Origin of the sequence: Pseudoxanthomonas sp. PXM03, from assembly GCF_014852005.1 — a bacterium.
GTDB lineage: Bacteria > Pseudomonadota > Gammaproteobacteria > Xanthomonadales > Xanthomonadaceae > Pseudoxanthomonas_A.
Map to the genome: position 1 here is coordinate 1 of NZ_JACVAU010000006.1, position 21,363 is coordinate 21,363.

Consider the following 21,363-nt stretch of genomic DNA (forward strand, 5'->3'; position numbering starts at 1 on the left):
TCCTCCGGCACCAAGGGCCCAGCAATTGTCCCCGCCGCGATGATTTTCTTATACATTCCCGTGGCCAATGCATTCGTCCTCTGGCGCATGCGTCGAGATTACAAGGGGCCACCTAACAATTCATTCAGGCCGAACTTGTCCGCTGACGCGGCCAAGTCGGCTTAATTCCGGTGTTAGGCATCTATGGAAGACGTCACAACGGTCGACACAAACGGCAAACCCGTGCGTATCGGCAACCTCGTCAGAGTCATAGACCTGCAGATGCACCTGTTCGATTTCCTCGAGCCCAATGAGATCGAGGACATCCGCTCCATGATTGGCGAGACTTTTCCCGTTGAGGATATTTCCTCTACCGGCCTTGTAACGGTGACAAAGTGTTTCAACCGTGGGCCTGGCCAACACGAGTCCCATACCCTGTCCCTACTTCAGGGGCAGTTTGAGCTCACCGGCTAGATGCCTAACAATTCATTCAAGCCGAGCCCACATCTTTACGGCATTGATCGGACAGTTGGCCAGGGCGGGCCGGCTTAATTCAGGTGTTAGGCGGCAATGGAAGGAACCACATCCTTGAGAGACCTGATCACTTCAATCGCCAGAGAGCGCGGACTTTCACTTGCCTATGACACGCACTACGACGCAAACAATTGGAGCTGTGCTGGTGGCAAGGAAACACCTTTTGCTCCGTTGATGTGCAGCCTTATCCGGATGGTCGTATTGACATCTCGGCACTTCAAACAATCTACCCGCTATTTCCCCGACTTCTTGCATGGGCTTGGCAGTCGATCCCAATGTTTCCGACGCTAGGGCACACGCAGCGCGAGGCACTGGGCACGGTTACTTGGCCATGTCCTCCAGATCAGTTGCGAGAGTTGATTGGCCGCGGCTTGCCGCCTAACAATTCATTCAAGCCGAACCCGCTTCGCGGGTCGGCTTAATTCCGGTGTTAGGCGCCAATGCAGCCCTCCGTAACCTGCCAGAAGAACGAGTCATGACGACACTCCCAGCGCACGTCTTCAAGGACAGCTTCAGACCGTTTATTGAGCTTCTCAACGAGCATCAGGTCAAGTATCAGATACGAGAGATGCGTGCCGGAGTGCCAATGGCATCTTCTGGCGTCATTGAGATTGTTCAAGCGGTTGGGGTCGCTTCAGTGTGGGCAGGTCTTGCAGCAGTTCTTGTCGCTTTCATCAAGAGCAGATCAAGCCGCAAGATAATCATCACCACTAAAGACAACACAATCATTCACGCTGAGGGCCTGACGGCTCCTGAGCTTGAGCGCATTCTTGGTATGGCGACTAGCGTTGCCGTCATCGACACAGGCGGATCCCAGCCCGTACAAGTCGGAGACAATTCGGATGGCGCGTAACAATTCATTCAAGCCGAACCCGCTTCGCGGGTCGGCTTAATTCAGGCGTTAGCGCTCATATGTGGCCATTCCGCAAGAAGCAACCCAAAGCTGTTTCCTCGGTTCCGTTTCAGGAGTTCTTTCGTACTTGCGCCGCAACGAACATTCTGGTCACCCTGCTATGCAATCGTGGTTGATCGCTTCGCTGTTCCGTGGAAGATCAACTATGAGGCCTGACAATTGATTCATGCCGGTGCCGCTTCGCGACACGGCTTAACTCGGGCGTTAGGCCGCTCTTGCCAAGACGCGCTGCCACTCCTAACATTCCCTCCGCCATCGCGGTTCTCGCGGTCGGCCGTAAGCGTTCACGTCAACCAACGCGCCCTTCATCTCCGGCACTGCCGGGGCTGTTTATCCGTTCACGGGTAAAAGGCGCCTTTGCTTGACCGGATCCAGGAGATCACTCATGAACGCTTCAAACAAATCCACCGTCCTCTTTGGCATTCCCAAACTCCCCGCGCGGTACGGCTCGCTGGTCATGCCTCTGCTGCTGTCTATCCTGATGACCTGCATTGTGTCCCTGGTCAGCACGTTCAAAGGCATTGGCATGTCGCCTCAATTCGTGTCCAAATGGCTTGGTGCCTGGGGTGTCTCGTGGCTAATCGCATTTCCGGTGTTGCTGTTGGTACTACCTGTAGTTCGCAAGGCAACCGCAGCACTCGTGCGAGCGACCTAGCAATTCATTCAAGCCGACGCCGCTTCGCGGCGCGGCTTGATTCAGGTATTAGGCGCCGCAAAAACCTTTCCCTTCACTCAAGTTGGAAGCGCAGCCTTCGGCAGTCAACCAGCGTCGAGCAGGAAGTCATACCCACCATCACTGCGGCAGCCGAAAGCCAAGCTATCCCCTGATCAAACGATCCGCGCGAAGCGCATCCACTCGCCCGTGCGCCGGGCGCCGAGTTCGAACGAGTGGGTGGGCGTCCAGCCGAGCCTGGTCCTGGCCAGATCGTTCGATACCCACGACCGGTACGCTTCGCGCACGACACGACCCTCGCTGGGCATCCGCAGTGCCGGCACATCGTCGGCCGGTGTTGCGGTGCTGCGGCGCTGCAGCCGGGACTTGATCATCATCTTCTGCTCGGCGGTGATCCGGCGGGCGACCATTTCCTTGGTGCCGCGGATCAGCTTGCCGACGGGCGGGATGGTGCCGAGCTGGGCGTGGAAGGCCGGCGAGGCGGCGAGGCGGATCGCTGCGGTGACGCTGTCGCGCGCGCGCGGACGCTTCGCCTGCCAGTAGCTGGCGATCTCGTCGAGCGAGTGGTCATGGAGGGTCTTTTCTCCCTCGACCATGCCGGCGAACGTGGTGATGAAGTCCCCCCAGGTCATGCGGGTATCACCGTTGATCAGGAACGCCGCGCCGACCGCGTCATCGCGTTCGAGCGCCGCCATGATCGCCTCGCAGACATCGTCGACGTACACCGCGTTGCAGATGCCCCGGCCGCCATCGATCAGGCTGATCCGGCCCGCCCGCGCGTCCTGGACGATCGGCGTGACGAAGAAGCTGTAGGGACCGTAGACAATGGTGGGGCGGAGCACGACGGTCTCCAGTGCGCCTCGTTTGCCGGCTGCCACCACGACGGCCTCGGACGCCGCTTTGGCGTCGGAGTAGGCCTCGTTCCATCGCTGGATAGGCGCGGTGGCCTCGGTAAGCACGTCCAGCTGGGGCGACGGGCCGTGCACGGCCATCGAGCTGATGTGGACGAAACGACGGACACCGGCACGCGTGCAGGCCTCGATCAGCTGGGTGACCTGCGTCCGGGCGCTCTCGTCGTCGCCGTGGGCAAGGTTGACGACGGCGTCGCATCCTTCCACCGCCCGCGCAAGGCTGGCGGCGTCGAGCATGTCGCCCGCGACCAGCTCGGTATCCAGCCGGGCGATCCGCACGGCGCGCGAGAAGTCGCGGACCAGCGCACGGTACGGGAGCCGGTACTCGAGCGACAGGAGTTCGCACAGGCGTGAACCAATGAACCCGGTGGCGCCGGTGACGAGGATCTTGGTGGGCATCATGCCGAGGACTCCATGCGTGCCAGCCAGGGTTGCGCCATGGGTGTGCGCCTCGCATACGCCGTCTCGATGACGGCGAGCGCGTGCAGCGCCGACTCTCCGGTCACGAACGGTGCGCGCCGCTCGCGGACCGCGCCGATGAAGTCGTCGAGCTGCGCGCGGTAGTGGCTGCGCCCGTCCCATCGTTTGGCGCACAGGATCTGCATCTCCATCGGACCACGCCGCGTGGTCCGGTGGAGGGTCAGGGTGCGGGGATCCGAGGTCGAAGCCTCGAGCGTGCCGCGCTCGCCGACTACCCGGATGCTGCGGCGCAGGCGGTGCGACCAGCTGAACTCCAGCCGCGCGGGCACTGGTCGTCCGCCGATCTGCAGGACGCCGGTCAGCTTCGCGTTGCTCTCGAAGCCACCGAATGCATCGTCCTCGTAAGCGATCCCGGCAAGGTCGCCGAAGAGCCAGAGCACCCGGTCGAGCAGGTGCACGCCGGTATCGAACAGGACGCCCCCGCCCGTCGCGTTGCGATCGAAGTAGCTGTTGCTCGCCATTGGCCAGTCGAGCGGTGCGCCGTCTTCGACGATCACTTCGCGGACTTCACCGATCTCCCCTTCCTCCACCAGGTCCGCGAGCCACCGGTTGTGCGGGAAGAACCGCATCATGAGGGCGACGGCGAGCACCCGCTCGGTCCTGCGCGCCGCTTCCACCATTTTCTGGCCGTCGGCGACCGTGATCGCCAGCGGCTTCTCGCACAGGACGTCGATCCCCATTTCCATCAGCTGGATCGCGACGGGTGCGTGGAAGCGAGGCGGGACGGCCACGATGGCGGCATCGACCTTACCGGCAAGCGCGGCGAGCTCGGTGGTGATCTCCGCCTCGACACCGCTGGCGCGCGCCGCATGCGTGGCGTTGCCGCGGTCGCGGTCGCAAAGCACGGTCACCTCGACCCGACGGTCCTCGATGATCACGGGCAGATGCGCCTCGCGCGTGATCGCCCCGCACCCGACAATGCCAAGCCGTACGGGCTGGTTGGAATCAAAGCTCGTCAAGGTCCCTCTCCGTGTCAGCACACTAGCGATACGTGAATTGGGCCATCGACCGGCCGCACGGTGGACCACGTCCTTCACACGCCCAGGCGGGAGCGCGGCCTCACCCTGCACTCATACAGGGCCTGGGGGTCCACGGCAGGCCTGATCCAGCGCGTCACGGCGCCAAGCGCGATGATCCTTGCCGCTGACATCCGACAAGGGGAGCCGGATGGTTTCGCGGACATCGCGGAGGCCATTGCTTGCTGCGCAAGCATCGTGCTGGAGGACGTCGACTGGCGGTTCCTGGACTCGTCAGACGTTGCCCTCCTGCTTGCGCATGCTTTCGCTAGCGCTTCACGGTATCTTCGGCACGCCCTCGCAAACCGGTGCACTCCATGCTGATTTCCCGCAGGCAAGCCCTGATCACCGGCATGACCGCCATCGCACTGGTCATCGCGCTGCAGGCGTTCAACAGCGTTGGCTGTTACAGGCACACGTTGCTGACGTTCGTACAGGTGGTGGGCATGTTCGTGCTGGTGCCGTTGCTGCCCGCGCTGGTCTCGCTGCTGACGGCCAATCCGCTGCGGGCGGTGGGGGCGTGCCTGTTGTTCGCACCGTGGCTGATGTTGGCGTACTACACCGATTGCGTGCGGCCATACCAGGGTGGCGGTGCGTCGATGATCTACGTGGGGGTGCTGATGTGGGGCACGCCATGCGCGATCGTCGGTGCGCTGCTCACGGGACCGGCGATGCGCCTGCTCGGCGTGTCGGTAGCGCCTCGCCGATGACCCGCGCGCACGCGGCGGCGCCCTACTCCGCTTCTTCCGGCGGCAACACGATGCCGTCCGGGTCCACCGCCAGGCGACCGGCCGCGAGCACGGCCTGGGTGCGGTTGGTGACGTGCAGCTTGCGCAGGATGGCGGTGACGTGCGCCTTGATGGTGGCTTCGGACACGCCCAGGTCGTAGGCGATCTGCTTGTTGAGGCGGCCGGCGCCGAGCATCTGCAACACCTTGAACTGTTGCGGGGTGAGGTCGCGCAGGCGCTGCGCGGTTTCCTGTTCGTCCCGACTGGTGGCCGGTGCGTTGTGCGCTTCGTCCGGCACCCAGCGCTCGCCATCGAGCACGGCACCGATGGCCTGGCCGATGGTGTCCGAATCGGCGGACTTCGGAATGAAGCCGAGCGCGCCGTGGTCCAGCGCGCGCCGCATCACCGCAGGCTCCTCGCGTGCCGACACGATGACGACGGGCAGCTGCGGATGCAGCGCGCGCAGGTGCACCAGCGCATTGAATCCGTGCGCGCCGGGCATGTTGAGGTCCATCAGCAGCAGGTCGGCATCCGGGTGCGCGTCGACGAGCACGTACAGCGCGTCGACGCTGTCGGCTTCGTGCAGCTTCACGCCCGGCATCACGCGCTGCACGGCGCCACGCAGCGCTTCGCGGAACAGCGGGTGGTCGTCGGCGATCAGCAGGGTGGGCATGGCGGTGCGGTCCATCGTGGGGGAAGGGTAATCCGTGGGGTGCGTGCTGCACAGGTGCGGGCGTCACACGCCCGCACCTGCTGGCCCGCCGCCTCCCCGCGACGGGCCGTTCGTGCCTACTTGACCTTGCGTTCGGCCACCAGCGATTCCACCACCGACGGGTCGGCCAGCGTCGAGGTGTCGCCCAGCTGCTCCGGCGCGTTCTCGGCGATCTTGCGCAGGATGCGGCGCATGATCTTGCCCGAACGCGTCTTCGGCAGGCCCGGCGCCCACTGCAGATGGTCGGGCGTGGCGATGGGGCCGATCTCCTTGCGCACCCAGGCCACCAGCTCCTTCAGCAGCTCGTCGCTCTGCGCTTCGCCGGCTTTGAGGGTGACGTAGGCGTAGATGCCCTGGCCCTTGATGTCGTGCGGGAAACCGACCACCGCCGCTTCGGCCACCTTCGGATGCGCAACCAGCGCGCTTTCCACTTCGGCGGTGCCGATGCGGTGGCCGGACACGTTGATGACATCATCGACGCGGCCGGTGATCCAGTAGTAGCCATCGGCATCGCGGCGGCAGCCGTCGCCGGTGAAGTACGTGCCCGGGTAGGTACGGAAGTAGGTATCGATGAAGCGCTGGTGGTCGCCGTACACCGTACGCATCTGGCCCGGCCACGAATCCAGCAACACCAGGTTGCCTTCGGTGGCGCCTTCCAGCTGCTCGCCATTCGCATCGACCAGCGCCGGCCGCACACCGAAGAAAGGCAGCGTGGCCGAGCCGGGCTTGAGGTCGATCGCGCCGGCCAGCGGCGTGATCAGGATGCCGCCGGTTTCGGTCTGCCACCACGTGTCGACGATGGGGCACCGCGAATCGCCGACGGTCTCGTAGTACCAGCGCCAGGCTTCGGGATTGATCGGCTCGCCCACGCTGCCCAGCAGGCGCAGCGACGCACGCGAGGTCTTCTTCACCGGCGCCTCGCCTTCGCGCATCAGTGCGCGGATGGCGGTGGGGGCGGTGTAGAAGATGGTGACCTTGTGCTTGTCGATCACCTCCCAGAAGCGCGACACGTTCGGGTAGTTCGGCACGCCTTCGAACATCACCGCCGTGGCGCCGTTGGCCAGCGGCCCATAGACGATGTAGCTGTGGCCGGTGACCCAGCCCACGTCGGCGGTGCACCAGTAGATGTCGTCCTCGCGCAGGTCGAACACGGCTTCGTGCGTGTACGCCGCGTACAGCAGGTAGCCGCCGGTGGTGTGCAGCACGCCCTTCGGCTTGCCGGTGGAACCGGAGGTGTAGAGGATGAAGAGCGGGTCTTCGGCGTTCATGCGCTCGGGCTCGCACTCGGCCGGCTGCGCGTCGACGACGGCATCGAACCAGCGATCTCGCGGCATCTGCATGTCGACGGCGCCACCGGTGTGGCGCACGACGAGGACGGTCTCGACGGAGTTGGTGCCCGGCAGCTTCAGCGCGGCATCCACGTTCGCCTTCAGCGGCACCTTCTTGCCCCCACGCAGGCCTTCGTCGGCAGTGATGATCAGCTTGCTGCCGCAGTCGGCCACGCGGTCGGCGATGGAATTGGGCGCGAACCCGCCGAACACCACCGAGTGGATCGCGCCGATGCGCGCGCAGGCCAGCATGGCGACGGCCGCATCCGGGATCATCGGCAGGTAGATGGTGATGCGGTCGCCCTTCTGCACGCCCAGCGCGCGCAGCGCGTTGGCCAGCTTGCAGGTGCGCTCGTACAGTTCGCGATAGGTGACGCCATACGACGGCGTGTCCGGACCGTCCGGCTCGAACAGCAGCGCGACCTTGTCGCCGCGCTCGGCCAGCTGGCGGTCGAGGCAGTTGACGCTGGCATTGAGTTCGCCGTCGGCGAACCAGCGGATGCGGAAGTCGTCCAGGGCGTAGCTGACATCCTTGATCCGGGTCGGCTTGGTGAACCAGTCGAGGCGTTCGGCCGCCTTGCCCCAGAAGGCCTCGGGATCGTCGATGGATGCCTGGTAGTCGCGCTGGTACTGCTCGCGCGTGATGCGCGCGCTGGCGGCGAATTCCGGCTTGACCGGATAGAGATCAGTCATGAGGTCCTCCCGGGACATTCCTGTGAAGCGTCGATTCTGAAGCATGGACGAAGACCGGGCGAGGCGACGGAGGTACGTCGTGCGGTGCATCCGGCACGTCGAGTTTGACGCATACGGTCGTGCGGCATCGCAGCATCCGGCTTAGACAATGGTCGTAAAGCGGCCATGCGCTCCCTGCGACCGATCGCCGCACCCCTTCTGTGGCAAGGGTTTGCCTGCCCGACGATGCGATTACGACTAATGGCGAATAGGCGCTGCCGGCGCGCAGGCGCAAGTCTCCGTCAGCCGCGCAACGCGGCCATCAACCTTTCGGGAGGGGTTATGACCCAACGTTCCGCACTCATGGCGCGACGGCCACTGGCCGCTGCGCTTTTCGTCGCCCTCATTGCGCCGGGGATGGCGTTCGCACAGACCGCCAAGGAAAAAGCGCTGGAGGCCCGCGTGGCCGACCTCGAGCGGCAGGTCCAGCTGTTGCTGTCCGCACAGCAGCAGCAACAGACCCAGATCACCACCACGCAGGAGCAGGTGACCCAGGTGCAGGCCAAGCAGGCCACGGCACCGGCCGCCTTGCCCGCCGGCAAGCAGCCGATCCAGAACACGACCATCCTGACCGCGTCCAATCCGGGGAGCACGTTCTCCTACGGCGGTTTCATCAAGATGGACGCGATGGTCACCGACACCAGCGACGGCCGCATCGCCGATGGCTCGTCGGGCCGCCTGTTCTACGTGCCCAGCACCATCCCGGTCGGTGGCCCGACCGCCGACGGCGGCGATGCTTATGCCGACTACCACGCGCAGTTCTCGCGCTTCTGGCTGAGCGCGGACCATGTGACCGAGGGCGGCGACAAGCTCAAGGGCTTCGTCGAGATGGACTTCTTCGGCGGCGGCAGCAACGCGCTGGCCGGCAACGAGACCGCGACCAACACCTACGCCGTGAGCCTTCGCCATGCGTATGTCAGCTGGAACAACTGGCTGGCCGGCCAGACCTGGTCCAACTTCATGGACGCGGCGGCGCTGCCGGATGCGGTGGACTTCGTGGGCCCGACCGACGGCACGATCTTCGTGCGCCAGGCCCAGCTGCGCTACACCAAGGGTCCGTGGTCATTCTCGATCGAGAACCCGCAGACCACCGTCACCCCGTACCTCACGGGCGCCCGCTTCAACAGCGGGGACAACGCCGCGCCGGACGTCACCGCGCGCTGGCTGACCAAGGGCGACTGGGGCCACTTCACCGTCGCCGGCATGGTGCGTCAGTTCAAGCTGCTGGAGGAAACCGATACTGGCGCCTCCGTCAGCGTCTCGGGCAAGTTCAACCTCGGCAAGAACGACGACATCCGCTATGCGGTGAATGCCGGCCAAGGCATCGGCCGCTACCTGGCGTTCGGCGTGGGCAGCGACGTGGTCACCGAGGCCGATGGCGACATCAGCGCGCTGGATGGCTACGGCGGCTTCGTGGCATGGCGCCACGTGTTCAGCCCGAAGATCCGCACCAACCTGATGTACTCCGCCTCGCACTTCGACAACGACGCCGCGCTCACCGGGTTCGGCGTCACCGAGCGTACGCAATCCATGCACGCCAACCTGATCTACTCGCCGTTCCCGAAACTGGATATCGGCGCGGAGCTCATCTACGGGCAGCGTTCGCTTGAGGACGACCGCGAGGGCGACCTGAAGCGTCTGCACACGACCGTCAAATACACTTTCTGAGGGGAAACCACATGAGTTCCACGACAGTGCAGCATTCGTCGTCGGGCGAGCTGACGAAGGGCCACAAGAAGGTCATCTTCGCCTCCAGCCTCGGCACCGTGTTCGAGTGGTACGACTTCTATCTCTACGGCTCGCTGGCGGTCATCATCGCCAAGCAGTTCTTCAGTGGCGTCAACGAAACCACCGGCATGATCTTCGCGCTGCTGGCGTTCGCGGCAGGCTTCTTCGTGCGTCCGTTCGGCGCTGCCTTCTTCGGCAGCCTCGGCGACCGCATCGGCCGCAAGTACACCTTCCTGGTCACCATCCTGATCATGGGCATCTCGACCTTCCTGGTCGGCGTGCTGCCCAACTACGCGACGATCGGTTTCGCCGCGCCGGTGATCCTGATCATCCTGCGCCTGGCGCAGGGCCTGGCGATGGGTGGCGAGTACGGTGGCGCAGCCACCTACGTGGCCGAGCATGCACCGCCGGGCAAGCGTGGCCTGTACACCGCGTTCATCCAGACCACCGCCACGCTGGGCCTGTTCCTGTCGCTGGCCGTGATCCTGGCCTGCCGCCTGACCTTGGGCACCGAGGCATTCGAGGACTGGGGCTGGCGCATTCCGTTCCTGGGCTCGATCGTGCTGCTGGGCGTGTCCGTGTGGATCCGCCTGCAGCTGGCCGAGTCGCCCCTGTTCCAGCAGATGAAGGCCGAAGGCAAGGGCTCGAAGAAGCCGTTCCGCGACAGCCTGCAGGGCGGCAACCTGAAGCTGATGCTGCTGGTGCTGTTCGGCGCCACCGCCGGCCAGGCCGTGGTGTGGTACGGCGGCCAGTTCTACGCGCTGTTCTTCCTGCAGAGCATGATCAAGGTGGACCCGACGGTGTCGTACCTGCTGATCGCCGGTGCACTGCTGCTCGCCACGCCGTTCTTCCTGTTCTTCGGCTGGCTGTCTGACAGGATCGGTCGCAAGAAGATCATCATGGCGGGCTGCCTGCTGGCCGCGCTGACCTACTTCCCGATCTTCAAGGGCATCACCCACTACGCCAACCCGGCCATCGAGGAAGCCCGCACGTCGTCGCCGGCCGTTGTCGTCGCCGATCCGGCCACCTGCAGCTTCCAGTTCGATCCGGTCGGCATCCGCAAGTTCACCAGCTCGTGCGACGTGGCCACGGCTGCGCTGACCAAGGCCGGCGTGCCGCATGAAATCCAGCCGGGTCCGGCGGGCGAAGTGGCCAAGGTCCAGGTCGGTGGCGCCGCTGTGGCGTCGTTCGAGGCGGCGGGCCTGTCGAAGGATGACCTGAAGGCGAAGTCGGGCGAGTTCGGCGCCGCGCTGAAGGGTGCGCTGACCAGCGCCGGCTATCCGGAGAAGGCGGACACCGCGCGCATCAACATCCCGATGACGCTGTTCCTGCTGTGGGTGCTGGTGATCTACGTGACCATGGTCTACGGCCCGATCGCGGCGTACCTGGTGGAGCTGTTCCCCACGCGCATCCGCTACACCTCCATGTCGCTGCCGTACCACATCGGCAATGGCTGGTTCGGTGGCTTCCTGCCGGCGATCTCGTTCGCCCTGGTGGCGGGTACGGGCAACCTGTACTACGGCCTGTGGTATCCGATCGGCATCGCGGTGATGACGCTGATCATCGGCACGCTGTTCCTGCGTGAGACCAACCACGTCGACATCACGAAGTAAACGCTCCTCCCCCGCCGGCCCCTCCAGGGCCGGCAACCCGGACGCCGGCCTTCGTGGCCGGCGTTTTCTTTTGGGTGCTTTCGCGGATGTAAGCTGACCCTCCCGCCATGAGGGCATGCGCCATGCCACTGATCACCCTGACCATCCGCAAGCCCAAGGACGACGCATTCAAGTCATCCGTGCTGGACGCCGTGCATGCCGCGCTGGTGGCCTCGGGCGTGCCCACTACTGATCGTTTCCACCGCGTGCTGGAACTGTCGGCGGAGGATTTCCGCTACGACCCGGCCTATCCGGATGTCGCCGGAGCACGCGACGAGGACTTCGTGCTGATCGAGATCCTGTGGTCGGCGGGACGCAGCGTGAAAGTGAAGAAAGCGCTGCTCGCGGATCTGATGCAGCGCCTGACCGCCGCCGGCAGGAATCCGGAAAACGTGATGGTCTGCTTCAAGGAAACCACGTGGGAGAACTGGGCGTTCGCAGGCGGACGCTTGATCCATACGTGAGGCGGATCAACGCGGCGGCGCAGCGAGTTCCTTCTCGCTCAGGAAGCCGTTGCCGTCCGCATCCTGCCGCCTGAAGCGGTCGGCAAGCTGCGCCAGGTGCGCCGCGCGGGTGATCGGCTTGCCGCGCCCGCCCGGCAGTTCCTCCACGGACAGCACACCGTCGCGGTTGCGGTCCATGCCGTCGAAGGCGTAGCTCATCCAGGCCTGGTATTCGGCCAGGCCTACGCGACCGTCGCGGTCGGTGTCCATGCGTGCGAGGTAATCGCCGGTGGCGGTGACCTGGGCCAGCACGGGCACGGGCACGACGATGAGCAGGAGAGCGGAAAGGAACAGGCGCATGGCGGCATTGTAGGGCGACCGGCCGTGTGGGCGCGCATGCGGTCGGCGCCGGTATCGCGCGGCCCTCGTCGGTCGCGGATATTGGGGTACGCTGCACCGGCATTCGACCCCCGCTCCATGATGAACCTGCCAGCGTCCACCTCTGCGGCCACGTTCGCCGCGCCCCTGTTCGAGCTTGATCGCGCCACCGTGGTGCGCGGCGCCACGCGCGTTCTGCACGACCTGTCGCTGAGCATTCCGCTGGGCCAGCACACGGCCCTCCTCGGCCCGAACGGCTGTGGCAAATCGACGTTCATCAAGCTGATCAATCGCGAGTTGTATCCCCTCGCACGCGAGGGCGACGCGCCGGTGAAGGTGTTCGGCCTGCGACGCTGGAACGTGAACGAACTGCGCAACCGCCTCGGCCTGGTCACCAGCGACCTGACCCGCGACCTGCAGCAGATGCCGTACCTGCGTGTGGAGGACGCCGTGGTGACGGGCTTCTTCTCCAGCTTCGCGGTCCCCCCGCACCGGCAGGTGGACCCCGGCATGCGCGCCCGTGCACGGCACGCACTGGAGCAGGTGCGCGCGATCCCGCTGGCCGACCGCCAGGTGGCGGAACTGTCGACGGGCGAGATGCGTCGCGTGCTGATCGCGCGGGCGCTGGTGCACGAGCCGGACGCGCTGCTGCTGGACGAACCCACCGCCGGCCTGGACCTGGTCGCACGGCAGCACTTCCTGGACCTGATGCGCAGCCTGGCACAGCGCGGCATTACTCTGGTGCTGGTGACGCACCACATCGAGGAGATCATTCCGGAGATAGACCGTGTGCTGCTGCTTCGCAACGGCACGGTCCATGCCGACGGCGACCGCGCCACGACGCTGACGGATGCGCAACTGAGCCAGACCTTCGGCGGACCGATCCAGGTGCGTCACGAAGGCGGCTTCTACACCGCGATGCCCGCCCATGCCTGAGCTGCCCGAGGTCGAAACCACCCGCCGTGGCCTGGCGCCCCACGTGGAGGGCCGCCGCATCCAGGCGGTGACGTTGCGCAGGCCCGACCTGCGCTGGCCGATTCCCCCGGAAGTGGCGCGCGAACTGCCCGGCCAGCGCATCGATGCCGTCCGGCGCCGTGCGAAGTACCTGCTGATGGACACCGCCGCAGGCAGCGCCGTGCTGCACCTGGGCATGTCCGGCAGCCTGCGCGTGCTGCCGGCCACCACTCCGGTCGGCGCGCACGACCACGTGGACATCGCGCTGGACGGCGAACGTGGCAGGTCCGGCCGCGTGCTGCGCTTCACCGACCCCCGGCGCTTCGGCTGCCTGCTGTGGCAGCCCGTCGGCCAGGTGCATCCGCTGCTGCAGGGGCTGGGGCCGGAGCCGTTGTCGGACGCGTTCGACGGCGACTACCTGTTCGCGCTCAGTCGCGGCCGACGGGCGCCCGTCAAGACCTTCCTGATGGACCAGGCCGTGGTCGTGGGCGTGGGCAACATCTACGCGGCGGAAAGCCTGTTCCGCGCCGGCATCTCACCGCTGCGCGCAGCCGGCAAGGTGTCGCGGGAGCGCTACGTGGCGCTGGCGGCGGCCGTGAAGGACATCCTCGCCTATGCCATCACCCGCGGCGGGACCACGCTGCGGGATTTCCTCGATCCGGACGGTGCACCGGGGTATTTCGAGCAGGAACTGTCGGCATACGGTCGGGGCGGCGAAGCCTGCCCGCGCTGCGGCCGGGCGATGAAGCAGGCCACCATCGGCCAGCGGACCACGGTCTGGTGCGGGTACTGCCAGCGCTGACGACCCGGGCGGCCCCCCGCCACGATCACGTCATGTGAGAGAAATGACGTTATATTCGCGCCCTTGGCTCGTGGGGAAGACGGATGGCCGACGCACCTGACATCACCTTGTGGCTGGACTCGGCCCGCAGCGGCGATCGCGCCGCGCTGGACCGCGTGCTGGCCACGCTCTACCAGGAACTGCACACCATGGCGCGCCGCCAGCTGTCTGGCCAGCACGGCTACACGCTGGATGCGACCGCGCTGGTGCACGAGTCCTACCTGAAGCTGCTCGGCTCCACCGGCACGGCCAAATTCGAGGACCGCGCGCACTTCTTCGCCTACGCCGCCTCGTCGATGCGCAGCGTGGTGGTGGACTACGCCCGCAGCCGGCTGGCGCGCAAGCGCGGCGGCGACCTCAAGCGCGTGGCGGACATCCCCGAGGAAGTGGAAGGCAACCTGCGCCTGGACGAAGACATGCTGGCGCTGAACGACGCGCTGGAGAAGCTGGCTTCCGCCGACGAGCGCCTGGCGCAGGTGGTGGAGATGCGCTATTTCGCCGGCCTGTCCGAGCTGGAGATCGCCGAACTGCTGCAGCGCTCCGAACGCAGCATCCGGCGCGACTGGCAGAAGGCGCGCATGTTCCTGCTGTCGGTCATGCAGGACAGCTGAGACCCGTACTGCGCGCCCCCTGCGATGGACGCCGAACGCTGGCAACGCCTGTCCCCGCTGCTGGACGTCCTGCTGGAGCTTGACCCGGACGCGCGCGCGCAACAGCTGGAAATCCTGCGCGCCGACGATCCCGACGCCGCCCGCGAGCTGGAGAAACTGCTCGCCCTGGAAGAAGAAGGCGACGACTTCATCGACCAGCCCCTGGTCGACAAACCGGGCCAGCTGAAGCCCGGCATGCGCGTGGGGCCCTACCAGCTGGAATCGATGCTGGGCGAAGGCGGCATGGGCATGGTGTGGCTGGCCTCGCGCGCGGACGGCCTGTACCAGCGCCGCGTCGCGCTGAAGCTGCTGCGCCCCGGCCTGGCCGATCCCAACCTGCGCCTGCGCTTCACCCGCGAACGCGAAATCCTCGCGCGCCTGGAGCATCCGAACATCGCGCGCCTGCTGGACGCCGGCATCGGTGGCGAAGGCCAGCCGTACCTGGCACTGGAATACGTGGAAGGCGTGTCGATCACCGATTACTGCCTGGCCAACAACATCGGCCTGGACGCCCGGCTGACCCTGTTCCTGCAGATCTGTGCGGCCGTCAGCCACGCGCACGCGAACCTGATCGTCCACCGCGACCTCAAGCCCTCCAACATCCTCGTCACGCCCAACGGCGAGGTGCGCCTGCTGGACTTCGGCATCGCCAAGCTGCTCGACGATCCGGAGCCCGCCCCCGTGCATCCACGCACCGAGGTGCGCGCCTTCACCCTGCACTACGCGGCGCCGGAGCAGGTACGCGGCGAGCTCGTCACCACCATGACCGACGTGTACTCGCTGGGCGTGGTGCTGTACGAACTGATCGCGGACACCAAGCCCTACCGCCTGCGCCGGCAGACCGACGCCGAATGGGAGCAGGCGATCCTCGCCGTCGAACCGTTGAAACCCTCGGTGGCGACGCTGCGTACCACCGATGGCAGCCGCAGCCGGTGTCCGGATGCCCGCCGCAATGCCCGCAGGCTGGCCGGCGACCTGGACAACATCGCGCTGAAGGCCTTGCAGAAGGCACCGGAGCAGCGCTATCCGTCCGTCGAGGCGATGTCGCAGGACCTGCGGCGGCACATCGAGGGGCGTCCCGTGCTGGCGCGTCCCCAGAGCATGGGCTATCGGCTGCACAAGTACCTCATCCGGCAGCGCTGGACACTGGCCTTCGGCGGGCTGGCGGCTGCGGTGCTGCTGACCGCGCTGGCGGTGAGCATCTGGCAGGGCCGCCAGGCGATGCGCGAGGCGGCGCGTGCGCAGGCCATGCAGAACTTCGTGATCGGCCTGTTCGACAACGCCAGCGCGTCGCAGCAGGGCAACACCTTCGATGCGCGCGAACTGCTGGCGGCCGGCGAACGGCGCGGCGCTCGCGAACTCGCCAACCAGCCGCGCGCCCAGGCCGAGCTGCTGGGCGTGATCGCCCGCCTGCGGCTGGGCCTGGGCGACTACCACGAATCGCTGGCGCTGCTGGAAAAGCAGGCGCGGGTACTCGCGGCAGCGAACGATGCGCCCGACAGCCTGCGCCTGCAGGCCGCGACCCAGCACGGGCGCGTGCTGCGCCTGCTCGGACGTTCGCGCCAATGCGTGCAGGTGATGGCGCCGATGGAGGCGCGGCTGGCATCGCTCGATTCCCGGCTGCCGCTTCCGGTGGCCGAATTCCGGTCGCAGAACGGACGCTGCCGTGCCGACGCCGGCGAGAAGCAGGTGGCGCGTCAGATGTTCGACGGCTCACTGGAGATCCGCCGCAGCCTGAAGGACGAAGCGGGCGTTGCGGAGAACATGCGCGACCTGGCCCAGCTGGATGTCGAGCTGGGCAACGCCGACGCCGGCGCGCGCGGCTACCGCGCCGCACTGGCACACCTGCAGGCACACGGCCATGCACGTCATACGCTGGCCATCGAGATCCAGCGCAGCCTGGCGTTGCTGTACCGCAACCGCGGCGATACGGATGCGGCGCTGGCCTCGTTCCAGCACGCGCGCGAGCTGTCCGAGGACATCCACGGCGCGCGTCATCCGCTCACCCAGGCCCTGCGCCGCCATATCGCCGCCGTGCAGGTCGACCTGGGCCGTTTGCGCGAAGCCGACGAGGAACTCCGCCGCCTGCACGCGATGACGCTGGAGTCGCTGGGCCCGCAGCATCGCGACACGGCATCGAGCTGGAACTCGATGGGCATCATCGCCTGGGAGCGCGGCGACAACGACACGGCGGTACGCAATGTCGCCCGGGCCGTCGCCATCTGGCGCAGCAACGAGAGCCTGCAGATCCTGCCCGGTGGGCTGTTCAACTACGGCATGGTGCTGCACAGCGCCGGCCGCCACGACGAGGCGCTCGCGGCACTGGAAGAATCGCGGCAGATGCGGGTGACGACCATCGGAGCCAGCCATGCGCTGATCGGCGAGACGGATCGCATGATCGGCGAAGTGCTGGCGGCCAAGGGCGACCTGCGAAGCGCCAGCGAACGCTTCGACCGGGCCGTGCGCCTGACCCGCGTGGGTTTCGGTCCGGAGCATCCGCGCACCTGGTTCGCCGAACTGTCCATGGCCCGCCACCAGACGCGGCTGGGGCGGCCGCAGGACGCCATCGCCCCGCTGGAAGGACTGACGCGCCACGAGGGCGGCGGCAGCGAAGCGCCCAAGCTGCGCTGGCTCGCACGGGCCTATCTGGCCGAAGCGCGTTGCGGCATGGGCGAGAAGGAGCGCGCGCGTCGTGAGCTGGATGCCCTGGCGGGAGAACTGCGCAGCGCGCTGCCCGACGGCGGCATCATTCCGCGCGAGGTCGCCGACCTGCGCGCCGCCTGTCGCTGAGGCCGTTCACTCCAGCGGCAACCCGGGCTGTTGCGGATCGATGCGACCCTCGCCGCGCGCGATCTTCTTGAACTCGGCGCGGCTGACTGACACATAGCGTTCGTTGCCGCCGATCTCCACCTGCGGCCCATCCTGCACGGCGAGTCCCTGATCGTTGACCCGCACGGTCATGATCGCCTTCTTGCCGGTGTGGCAGATGGTCTTGATCTCGCTCATCTCGTCCGCCCAGGCCAGCAGGTACTGGCTGCCCTCGAACAACTCGCCGCGGAAATCGGTACGCAGGCCGTAACACAGCACGGGGATGCGCAGCGCGTCCACCACTTCGCTGAGTTGCCAGACCTGCGCGCGACTGAGGAACTGCGCTTCGTCCACCAGCACGCAGTCGAGCTTGCCGTGCGCGGCGATGTCATCGCGAATCAGGCGTTCGAGGTCATCCTCGCGCTCGAACGCTACTGCATCCGCACGCAGCCCGATGCGCGACGCCACCACGCCGGCTCCCGCACGGTCATCCAGCCGCGGGGTCAGGATCGCCACGCGCATGCCGCGCTCGCGGTAGTTGTGCGCCGACTGCAGCAGCGTGGTGGTCTTCCCGGCGTTCATCGCCGAATAGTAGAAATAGAGCTTGGCCATGCCGCCATTGTAAAACGGGCGGGCTTCCCGCTTATCCGCCTTCGGGCGCCTTCACCGGCTCCACCTCGCCCACGTCGACCTTGCCCCTCATGGGCGCCTTCCAGATCGCGTCCTGCAGCCGCCAGTAGTGCTCGGGCTGCCAGTACTTGCGGTCGTAGTACTGGTCGCCCCGCACCGTCATGCCGGTGCCGGCCAGCGGCCCGGTGTGGGGAATGATGGTGAGGTTGCCTACGTAGCCGACGCGGCTGCCGGTCATGCTGCGCGTGGCCCGCCGCAGGATCTTCTCCAGCCGCGGCTTGGCCGCCTCGTCGCCGTATTCGGCCAGGATCGCCTGCCCGCGCTCGATGGCCTCCTTGCGCTGCACGTCGTCCAGCCGCGCCCAGTAGAACTCGCGCTGGGCGAGGAAGTCCGGATAGAGCCGCTCGGCCGCGATGTCCATCCATGCGTAGGCGATGGCGCGATCCTGCGCGACGCCGGTGCCCTGCCAGTACATGTCCGCGATGATCGCCTGCGAGGGCTTGTCGGCATGGAAAGCCGCGCGTTTGAACCGTTCCAGCGCGCCGGCATAGTCCTGCCGTTCGTAAGCGCGCGCGCCCTCCGACCGCCAGCGCAGGTCCGGGTGCGCGGCCAGGAAGCCTTCGGTCAACACCGCCTGATCGAGCTTCGGCTCCTGGGCCGTCGCCGGCCGCATCGGCAACAGGGCCACCATGACCAGCACACAGCAACGGAGGGCATTCATGGCGATACGCCTGCATCCGGAAGCCTGGAGTGTCGACATGCTAGGAGAAGCAGGGCGCCGTTGTCTGTAAACTGATGGCCTACGCAGAAGTACTCCCATGCACGGTCTCAACCCCCCCCAACGCGCCGCCGTCCTTCACAGCAAGGGCCCCCTGCTCGTGCTCGCGGGTGCCGGCAGCGGCAAGACGCGCGTCATCGTGGAGAAGATCGCGCACCTGATCGCCGGCAACCATTTCCCGGCGCGCCGGATCGCGGCGATCACCTTCACCAACAAGTCCGCCAAGGAAATGCGCGAGCGCGTGTCCAAGCGGATCAAGGGCGACGCGGCCGAAGGGCTGACCATCTGCACGTTCCATGCGCTGGGGCTGAAGTTCCTGCAGATCGAACACGCGGCGGTGGGCCTGAAGCGCGGCTTCTCCATCTTCGACGCAGACGACGCCAGCGCACAGGTCAAGGACCTGATGTATGGCGCCAAGCCCGACGACGTGGAAGCGGCGAAGAACCTGATCTCCCGCGCGAAGAACGCCGGCCTGTCGCCCGAAGAGGCCCTTGCCGAAGCACGCACCAACCGCGAAAAGGAAGCCGCACTGCTGTACCAGCGCTACCAGGACCGGCTGACCACGTTCAACGCAGTGGACTTCGACGACCTGATCCGCCTGCCGGTGCAGATCCTGGAGAACAATCCCGAGATCACCGCGGCGTGGCGCGAACGCATCGGCTACCTGCTGGTCGACGAATGCCAGGACACCAACGACGCGCAATACCGCCTGCTGAAGGCGATCGCCGGCGAGCGCGGCGACTTCACCTGCGTGGGCGACGACGACCAGAGCATCTATGCGTGGCGCGGCGCGAACCCCGACAACCTGCTGCAGATGGCGAAGGACTACCCGGCACTGCAGATCGTCAAGCTGGAGCAGAACTACCGTTGCAGCAACCGCGTGCTGCGCGCGGCGAATGCGCTGATCGCCAACAACCCGCACGAGCACCCCAAGAAGCTGTGGAGCGACCAGGCGGATGGCGAGCGCATCCGTGTGTGGGAATGTCGCGACAACGAGCACGAGGCGGAGAAGGTCGCTGCGGAGATATCGTTCGTGCATGCGTCCAAGAGCGCAGCGTGGAGCGACTTCTGCATCCTGTTCCGCGGCAACCACCAGTCGCGCGCGCTGGAGAAGGCGTTGCAGCTGCTGCGCATCCCCTACCACCTGACCGGCGGCACCGCATTCCTGGAACGGCAGGAAGTGAAGGACGCGATGTCGTGGCTGCGCCTGCTGGTGAACCCGGACGATGACGCCGCCTTCCTGCGTGCCGTGCAGTCGCCCAAGCGCGAAGTCGGTGCGACATCGCTGGCGAAGCTGGCCGAGATGGCACAGCACGCGCACTTGCCGTTGTCGCGCGCGGCCGAATCGATGGGCGCGCTGAAGGCCTTGCCGCCGCGTGCGGCCAATGGCCTCAGCGCCTTCGTCGACATCGTGCGCGACCTGCGCCGCCACGCCGAGGAACTGCCGCCAGCCGATCTGGTGCGCCGCCTGAGCGAACGCTCCGGCCTGCTGGCCGACCTGCGCGCGCAGTGCAAGGACGAAGCCTCGTTCCAGCGTCGCCGCGCCAACCTGGATGAACTGGCCGACTGGTTCGAGGGCGGACCGCGTGGCAGTTCCGCCGGCGACCTGGCCGCGCAACTCGCGCTGCTGTCGCGTAACGACAAGGATGACGGCGGCAACCAGGTGCGTCTGATGAGCCTGCACGCGGCGAAGGGACTGGAGTTCCGCTACGTCTTCATCGTGGGTTGCGAGGACGGCACGCTGCCGCACGAGACCAGCGTGGAGGAAGGCAACCTGCAGGAAGAGCGGCGCCTGATGTACGTGGGCATCACCCGCGCGAAGGAACAGCTGTGGCTGAGCCACAATCGCGAGACGCGCCGCTTCGGCGAACGCCTGCGCTTGCAGCCCAGCCGCTTCATCGACGAACTGCCTGCCGACGAACTTCAGCGCGATGGCGCCGATCCCGCCGCCGATGCGGAACGCAAGAAAGAACGTGCCAGCGCCGGCCTGGCTGCGATCCAGGCGATGTTCGACTGACCCACGCCGCCCGCGCTTGCGCTACGCTGCGCGGCATCGCAGGCAGGCGGAGCGCGACATGACACGCGACAGCAGGATATGGCGGTGGGTCGGATTCCTGATCGCCTTCGTCGGTGTGGGCTTCCCCTACTGGCAACTCGCGCCGGAACTCGCCGGCTTGCCGCGCGCCCTCTACGGTCCAGGGCTGGTGGCGGTCGGCGTGGTGGCCATGCTGCTGCGCGCATTCGGCACCGGACGTTTCCTGCCGCTATGGCTGCTGATCGCGATGGCGGTGCCGGCCGCAGTCCTCGTGCGGCTCGGACTGGATGCCCGCCATGGCGTGGAAGGCCCCGGCCTGGCCGTTGCCGATGTGGCCGTGGGCCTCGGGCTGGGATTGGCAACGGCCCTGGTCGGCATGCTCATCGGCAGCCTCTTCCTGCTGCGCAGCAGCCGACGCCCCGGGTGATGTCTTCCCTTCGACTTACCGACAAGGCACGCC

The 21,363-nt window shown here is 66.5% G+C and carries 20 protein-coding genes; 13 read left to right on the forward strand and 7 right to left on the reverse strand.

Annotated elements, in window-relative coordinates:
• Positions 1–183 precede the first annotated feature (183 nt).
• The 3 genes from IB223_RS18375 to IB223_RS18385 all read left to right on the forward strand — a co-directional run bounded on the left by IB223_RS18375 (position 184) and on the right by IB223_RS18385 (position 2,081).
• Positions 184–453: a hypothetical protein gene (locus IB223_RS18375; RefSeq protein ID WP_192203239.1), complete on the forward strand. Its 270-nt coding sequence runs from the start codon at positions 184–186 to the stop codon at positions 451–453.
• 535 nt (positions 454–988) lie between these two features.
• Positions 989–1,366: a hypothetical protein gene (locus IB223_RS18380; protein WP_192203240.1), complete on the forward strand. Its 378-nt coding sequence runs from the start codon at positions 989–991 to the stop codon at positions 1,364–1,366.
• A 445-nt stretch (positions 1,367–1,811) separates the two neighbouring features.
• A complete protein-coding gene (locus IB223_RS18385; protein WP_192203241.1) occupies positions 1,812–2,081 on the forward strand; it encodes a DUF2798 domain-containing protein in 270 nt (89 codons plus the stop codon).
• 173 nt (positions 2,082–2,254) lie between these two features.
• On the opposite strand, the gene IB223_RS18390 is transcribed toward IB223_RS18385, so the two are convergent.
• Positions 2,255–3,409 carry an NAD-dependent epimerase/dehydratase family protein gene (locus IB223_RS18390; RefSeq protein WP_192203242.1) on the reverse strand — a complete coding sequence of 385 codons (1,155 nt, stop codon included), beginning with the start codon at positions 3,407–3,409 and terminating at the stop codon, positions 2,255–2,257.
• Positions 3,409–4,449, reverse strand: coding sequence for a Gfo/Idh/MocA family oxidoreductase (locus IB223_RS18395; protein WP_192203243.1), 1,041 nt, complete (start codon positions 4,447–4,449; stop codon positions 3,409–3,411). Before IB223_RS18395 ends, IB223_RS18390 begins: the two co-directional genes overlap by 1 nt.
• Positions 4,450–4,823: 374 nt before the next feature.
• On the opposite strand from IB223_RS18395, the gene IB223_RS18400 reads away from it, so the two are divergent.
• Positions 4,824–5,216, forward strand: a complete 393-nt coding sequence (locus IB223_RS18400; RefSeq protein WP_192203244.1) for a Na+:solute symporter — start codon at positions 4,824–4,826, stop codon at positions 5,214–5,216.
• Between the two features lie 22 nt (positions 5,217–5,238).
• Here IB223_RS18400 and IB223_RS18405 read toward each other — a convergent pair whose 3' ends face one another.
• Both IB223_RS18405 and acs read right to left on the reverse strand, forming a co-directional pair.
• Positions 5,239–5,907 (reverse strand): response regulator transcription factor, encoded by a 669-nt coding sequence (locus IB223_RS18405; RefSeq protein WP_192203304.1) that lies wholly within the window; start codon positions 5,905–5,907, stop codon positions 5,239–5,241.
• Between the two features lie 116 nt (positions 5,908–6,023).
• On the reverse strand, positions 6,024–7,967 hold the full coding sequence (gene acs, locus IB223_RS18410) for an acetate--CoA ligase (RefSeq protein ID WP_192203245.1): 1,944 nt from the start codon (positions 7,965–7,967) through the stop codon (positions 6,024–6,026).
• 321 nt (positions 7,968–8,288) lie between these two features.
• Between acs and IB223_RS18415 the strand changes: the two genes are divergently transcribed.
• From IB223_RS18415 to IB223_RS18425, 3 genes are all read left to right on the forward strand, one after another.
• Complete coding sequence (locus tag IB223_RS18415) at positions 8,289–9,674, forward strand: DcaP family trimeric outer membrane transporter (RefSeq protein WP_192203246.1); 1,386 nt, start codon at positions 8,289–8,291, stop codon at positions 9,672–9,674.
• 11 nt (positions 9,675–9,685) lie between these two features.
• Positions 9,686–11,347 (forward strand): MFS transporter, encoded by a 1,662-nt coding sequence (locus IB223_RS18420; protein WP_192203247.1) that lies wholly within the window; start codon positions 9,686–9,688, stop codon positions 11,345–11,347.
• A 122-nt stretch (positions 11,348–11,469) separates the two neighbouring features.
• The gene (locus tag IB223_RS18425; protein ID WP_192203248.1) at positions 11,470–11,850 is read left to right on the forward strand and encodes a tautomerase family protein; all 381 of its coding nucleotides are present in this window, start codon (positions 11,470–11,472) and stop codon (positions 11,848–11,850) included.
• Positions 11,851–11,856: 6 nt separating this feature from the next.
• Here the strand turns inward: IB223_RS18425 and IB223_RS18430 are convergent, their stop codons facing one another.
• The gene (locus IB223_RS18430) at positions 11,857–12,189 is read right to left on the reverse strand and encodes a hypothetical protein (RefSeq protein ID WP_192203249.1); all 333 of its coding nucleotides are present in this window, start codon (positions 12,187–12,189) and stop codon (positions 11,857–11,859) included.
• A gap of 120 nt (positions 12,190–12,309) precedes the next feature.
• On the opposite strand from IB223_RS18430, the gene IB223_RS18435 reads away from it, so the two are divergent.
• The 4 genes from IB223_RS18435 (at position 12,310) to IB223_RS18450 (ending at position 17,442) form a co-directional block, all read left to right on the forward strand.
• A complete protein-coding gene (locus tag IB223_RS18435) occupies positions 12,310–13,143 on the forward strand; it encodes an ATP-binding cassette domain-containing protein (RefSeq protein WP_192203305.1) in 834 nt (277 codons plus the stop codon).
• A complete protein-coding gene (gene mutM / locus IB223_RS18440) occupies positions 13,136–13,963 on the forward strand; it encodes a bifunctional DNA-formamidopyrimidine glycosylase/DNA-(apurinic or apyrimidinic site) lyase (RefSeq protein WP_192203250.1) in 828 nt (275 codons plus the stop codon). The genes IB223_RS18435 and mutM overlap by 8 nt, the downstream gene beginning before the upstream one ends.
• Positions 13,964–14,046: 83 nt before the next feature.
• Positions 14,047–14,613 carry an ECF-type sigma factor gene (locus tag IB223_RS18445; RefSeq protein WP_142122751.1) on the forward strand — a complete coding sequence of 189 codons (567 nt, stop codon included), beginning with the start codon at positions 14,047–14,049 and terminating at the stop codon, positions 14,611–14,613.
• Between the two features lie 24 nt (positions 14,614–14,637).
• The gene (locus tag IB223_RS18450; protein ID WP_192203251.1) at positions 14,638–17,442 is read left to right on the forward strand and encodes a serine/threonine-protein kinase; all 2,805 of its coding nucleotides are present in this window, start codon (positions 14,638–14,640) and stop codon (positions 17,440–17,442) included.
• A 6-nt stretch (positions 17,443–17,448) separates the two neighbouring features.
• Here the strand turns inward: IB223_RS18450 and IB223_RS18455 are convergent, their stop codons facing one another.
• Positions 17,449–18,072 carry a thymidine kinase gene (locus IB223_RS18455; RefSeq protein WP_192203252.1) on the reverse strand — a complete coding sequence of 208 codons (624 nt, stop codon included), beginning with the start codon at positions 18,070–18,072 and terminating at the stop codon, positions 17,449–17,451.
• Positions 18,073–18,103: 31 nt separating this feature from the next.
• Entirely contained in the window at positions 18,104–18,811 is a 708-nt protein-coding gene (locus tag IB223_RS18460; RefSeq protein ID WP_192203253.1) for a sel1 repeat family protein, read from the reverse strand.
• A gap of 97 nt (positions 18,812–18,908) precedes the next feature.
• On the opposite strand from IB223_RS18460, the gene IB223_RS18465 reads away from it, so the two are divergent.
• Together IB223_RS18465 and IB223_RS18470 are read left to right on the forward strand one after the other, a co-directional pair.
• Positions 18,909–20,885 (forward strand): UvrD-helicase domain-containing protein, encoded by a 1,977-nt coding sequence (locus IB223_RS18465; RefSeq protein ID WP_192203254.1) that lies wholly within the window; start codon positions 18,909–18,911, stop codon positions 20,883–20,885.
• Between the two features lie 58 nt (positions 20,886–20,943).
• A complete protein-coding gene (locus IB223_RS18470; protein ID WP_192203255.1) occupies positions 20,944–21,330 on the forward strand; it encodes a hypothetical protein in 387 nt (128 codons plus the stop codon).
• The last annotated feature ends 33 nt before the right edge of the window (positions 21,331–21,363 follow it).

What these genes read in the sequence shown, in the direction of transcription:
- IB223_RS18460 (WP_192203253.1), bottom strand. Translation starts at nt 18,811, where the DNA reads ATGAATGCCCTCCGTTGCTGTGTGCTGGTCATGGTGGCCCTGTTGCCG.
- IB223_RS18445 (WP_142122751.1), top strand. Translation starts at nt 14,047, where the DNA reads ATGGCCGACGCACCTGACATCACCTTGTGGCTGGACTCGGCCCGCAGC.
- IB223_RS18430 (WP_192203249.1), bottom strand. Translation starts at nt 12,189, where the DNA reads ATGCGCCTGTTCCTTTCCGCTCTCCTGCTCATCGTCGTGCCCGTGCCC.
- IB223_RS18450 (WP_192203251.1), top strand. Translation starts at nt 14,638, where the DNA reads ATGGACGCCGAACGCTGGCAACGCCTGTCCCCGCTGCTGGACGTCCTG.
- IB223_RS18415 (WP_192203246.1), top strand. Translation starts at nt 8,289, where the DNA reads ATGACCCAACGTTCCGCACTCATGGCGCGACGGCCACTGGCCGCTGCG.
- IB223_RS18405 (WP_192203304.1), bottom strand. Translation starts at nt 5,907, where the DNA reads ATGCCCACCCTGCTGATCGCCGACGACCACCCGCTGTTCCGCGAAGCG.
- IB223_RS18425 (WP_192203248.1), top strand. Translation starts at nt 11,470, where the DNA reads ATGCCACTGATCACCCTGACCATCCGCAAGCCCAAGGACGACGCATTC.
- IB223_RS18375 (WP_192203239.1), top strand. Translation starts at nt 184, where the DNA reads ATGGAAGACGTCACAACGGTCGACACAAACGGCAAACCCGTGCGTATC.
- IB223_RS18380 (WP_192203240.1), top strand. Translation starts at nt 989, where the DNA reads ATGACGACACTCCCAGCGCACGTCTTCAAGGACAGCTTCAGACCGTTT.
- mutM (WP_192203250.1), top strand. Translation starts at nt 13,136, where the DNA reads ATGCCTGAGCTGCCCGAGGTCGAAACCACCCGCCGTGGCCTGGCGCCC.
- acs (WP_192203245.1), bottom strand. Translation starts at nt 7,967, where the DNA reads ATGACTGATCTCTATCCGGTCAAGCCGGAATTCGCCGCCAGCGCGCGC.
- IB223_RS18385 (WP_192203241.1), top strand. Translation starts at nt 1,812, where the DNA reads ATGAACGCTTCAAACAAATCCACCGTCCTCTTTGGCATTCCCAAACTC.
- IB223_RS18400 (WP_192203244.1), top strand. Translation starts at nt 4,824, where the DNA reads ATGCTGATTTCCCGCAGGCAAGCCCTGATCACCGGCATGACCGCCATC.
- IB223_RS18470 (WP_192203255.1), top strand. Translation starts at nt 20,944, where the DNA reads ATGACACGCGACAGCAGGATATGGCGGTGGGTCGGATTCCTGATCGCC.
- IB223_RS18455 (WP_192203252.1), bottom strand. Translation starts at nt 18,072, where the DNA reads ATGGCCAAGCTCTATTTCTACTATTCGGCGATGAACGCCGGGAAGACC.
- IB223_RS18420 (WP_192203247.1), top strand. Translation starts at nt 9,686, where the DNA reads ATGAGTTCCACGACAGTGCAGCATTCGTCGTCGGGCGAGCTGACGAAG.
- IB223_RS18390 (WP_192203242.1), bottom strand. Translation starts at nt 3,409, where the DNA reads ATGCCCACCAAGATCCTCGTCACCGGCGCCACCGGGTTCATTGGTTCA.
- IB223_RS18465 (WP_192203254.1), top strand. Translation starts at nt 18,909, where the DNA reads ATGCACGGTCTCAACCCCCCCCAACGCGCCGCCGTCCTTCACAGCAAG.
- IB223_RS18435 (WP_192203305.1), top strand. Translation starts at nt 12,310, where the DNA reads ATGAACCTGCCAGCGTCCACCTCTGCGGCCACGTTCGCCGCGCCCCTG.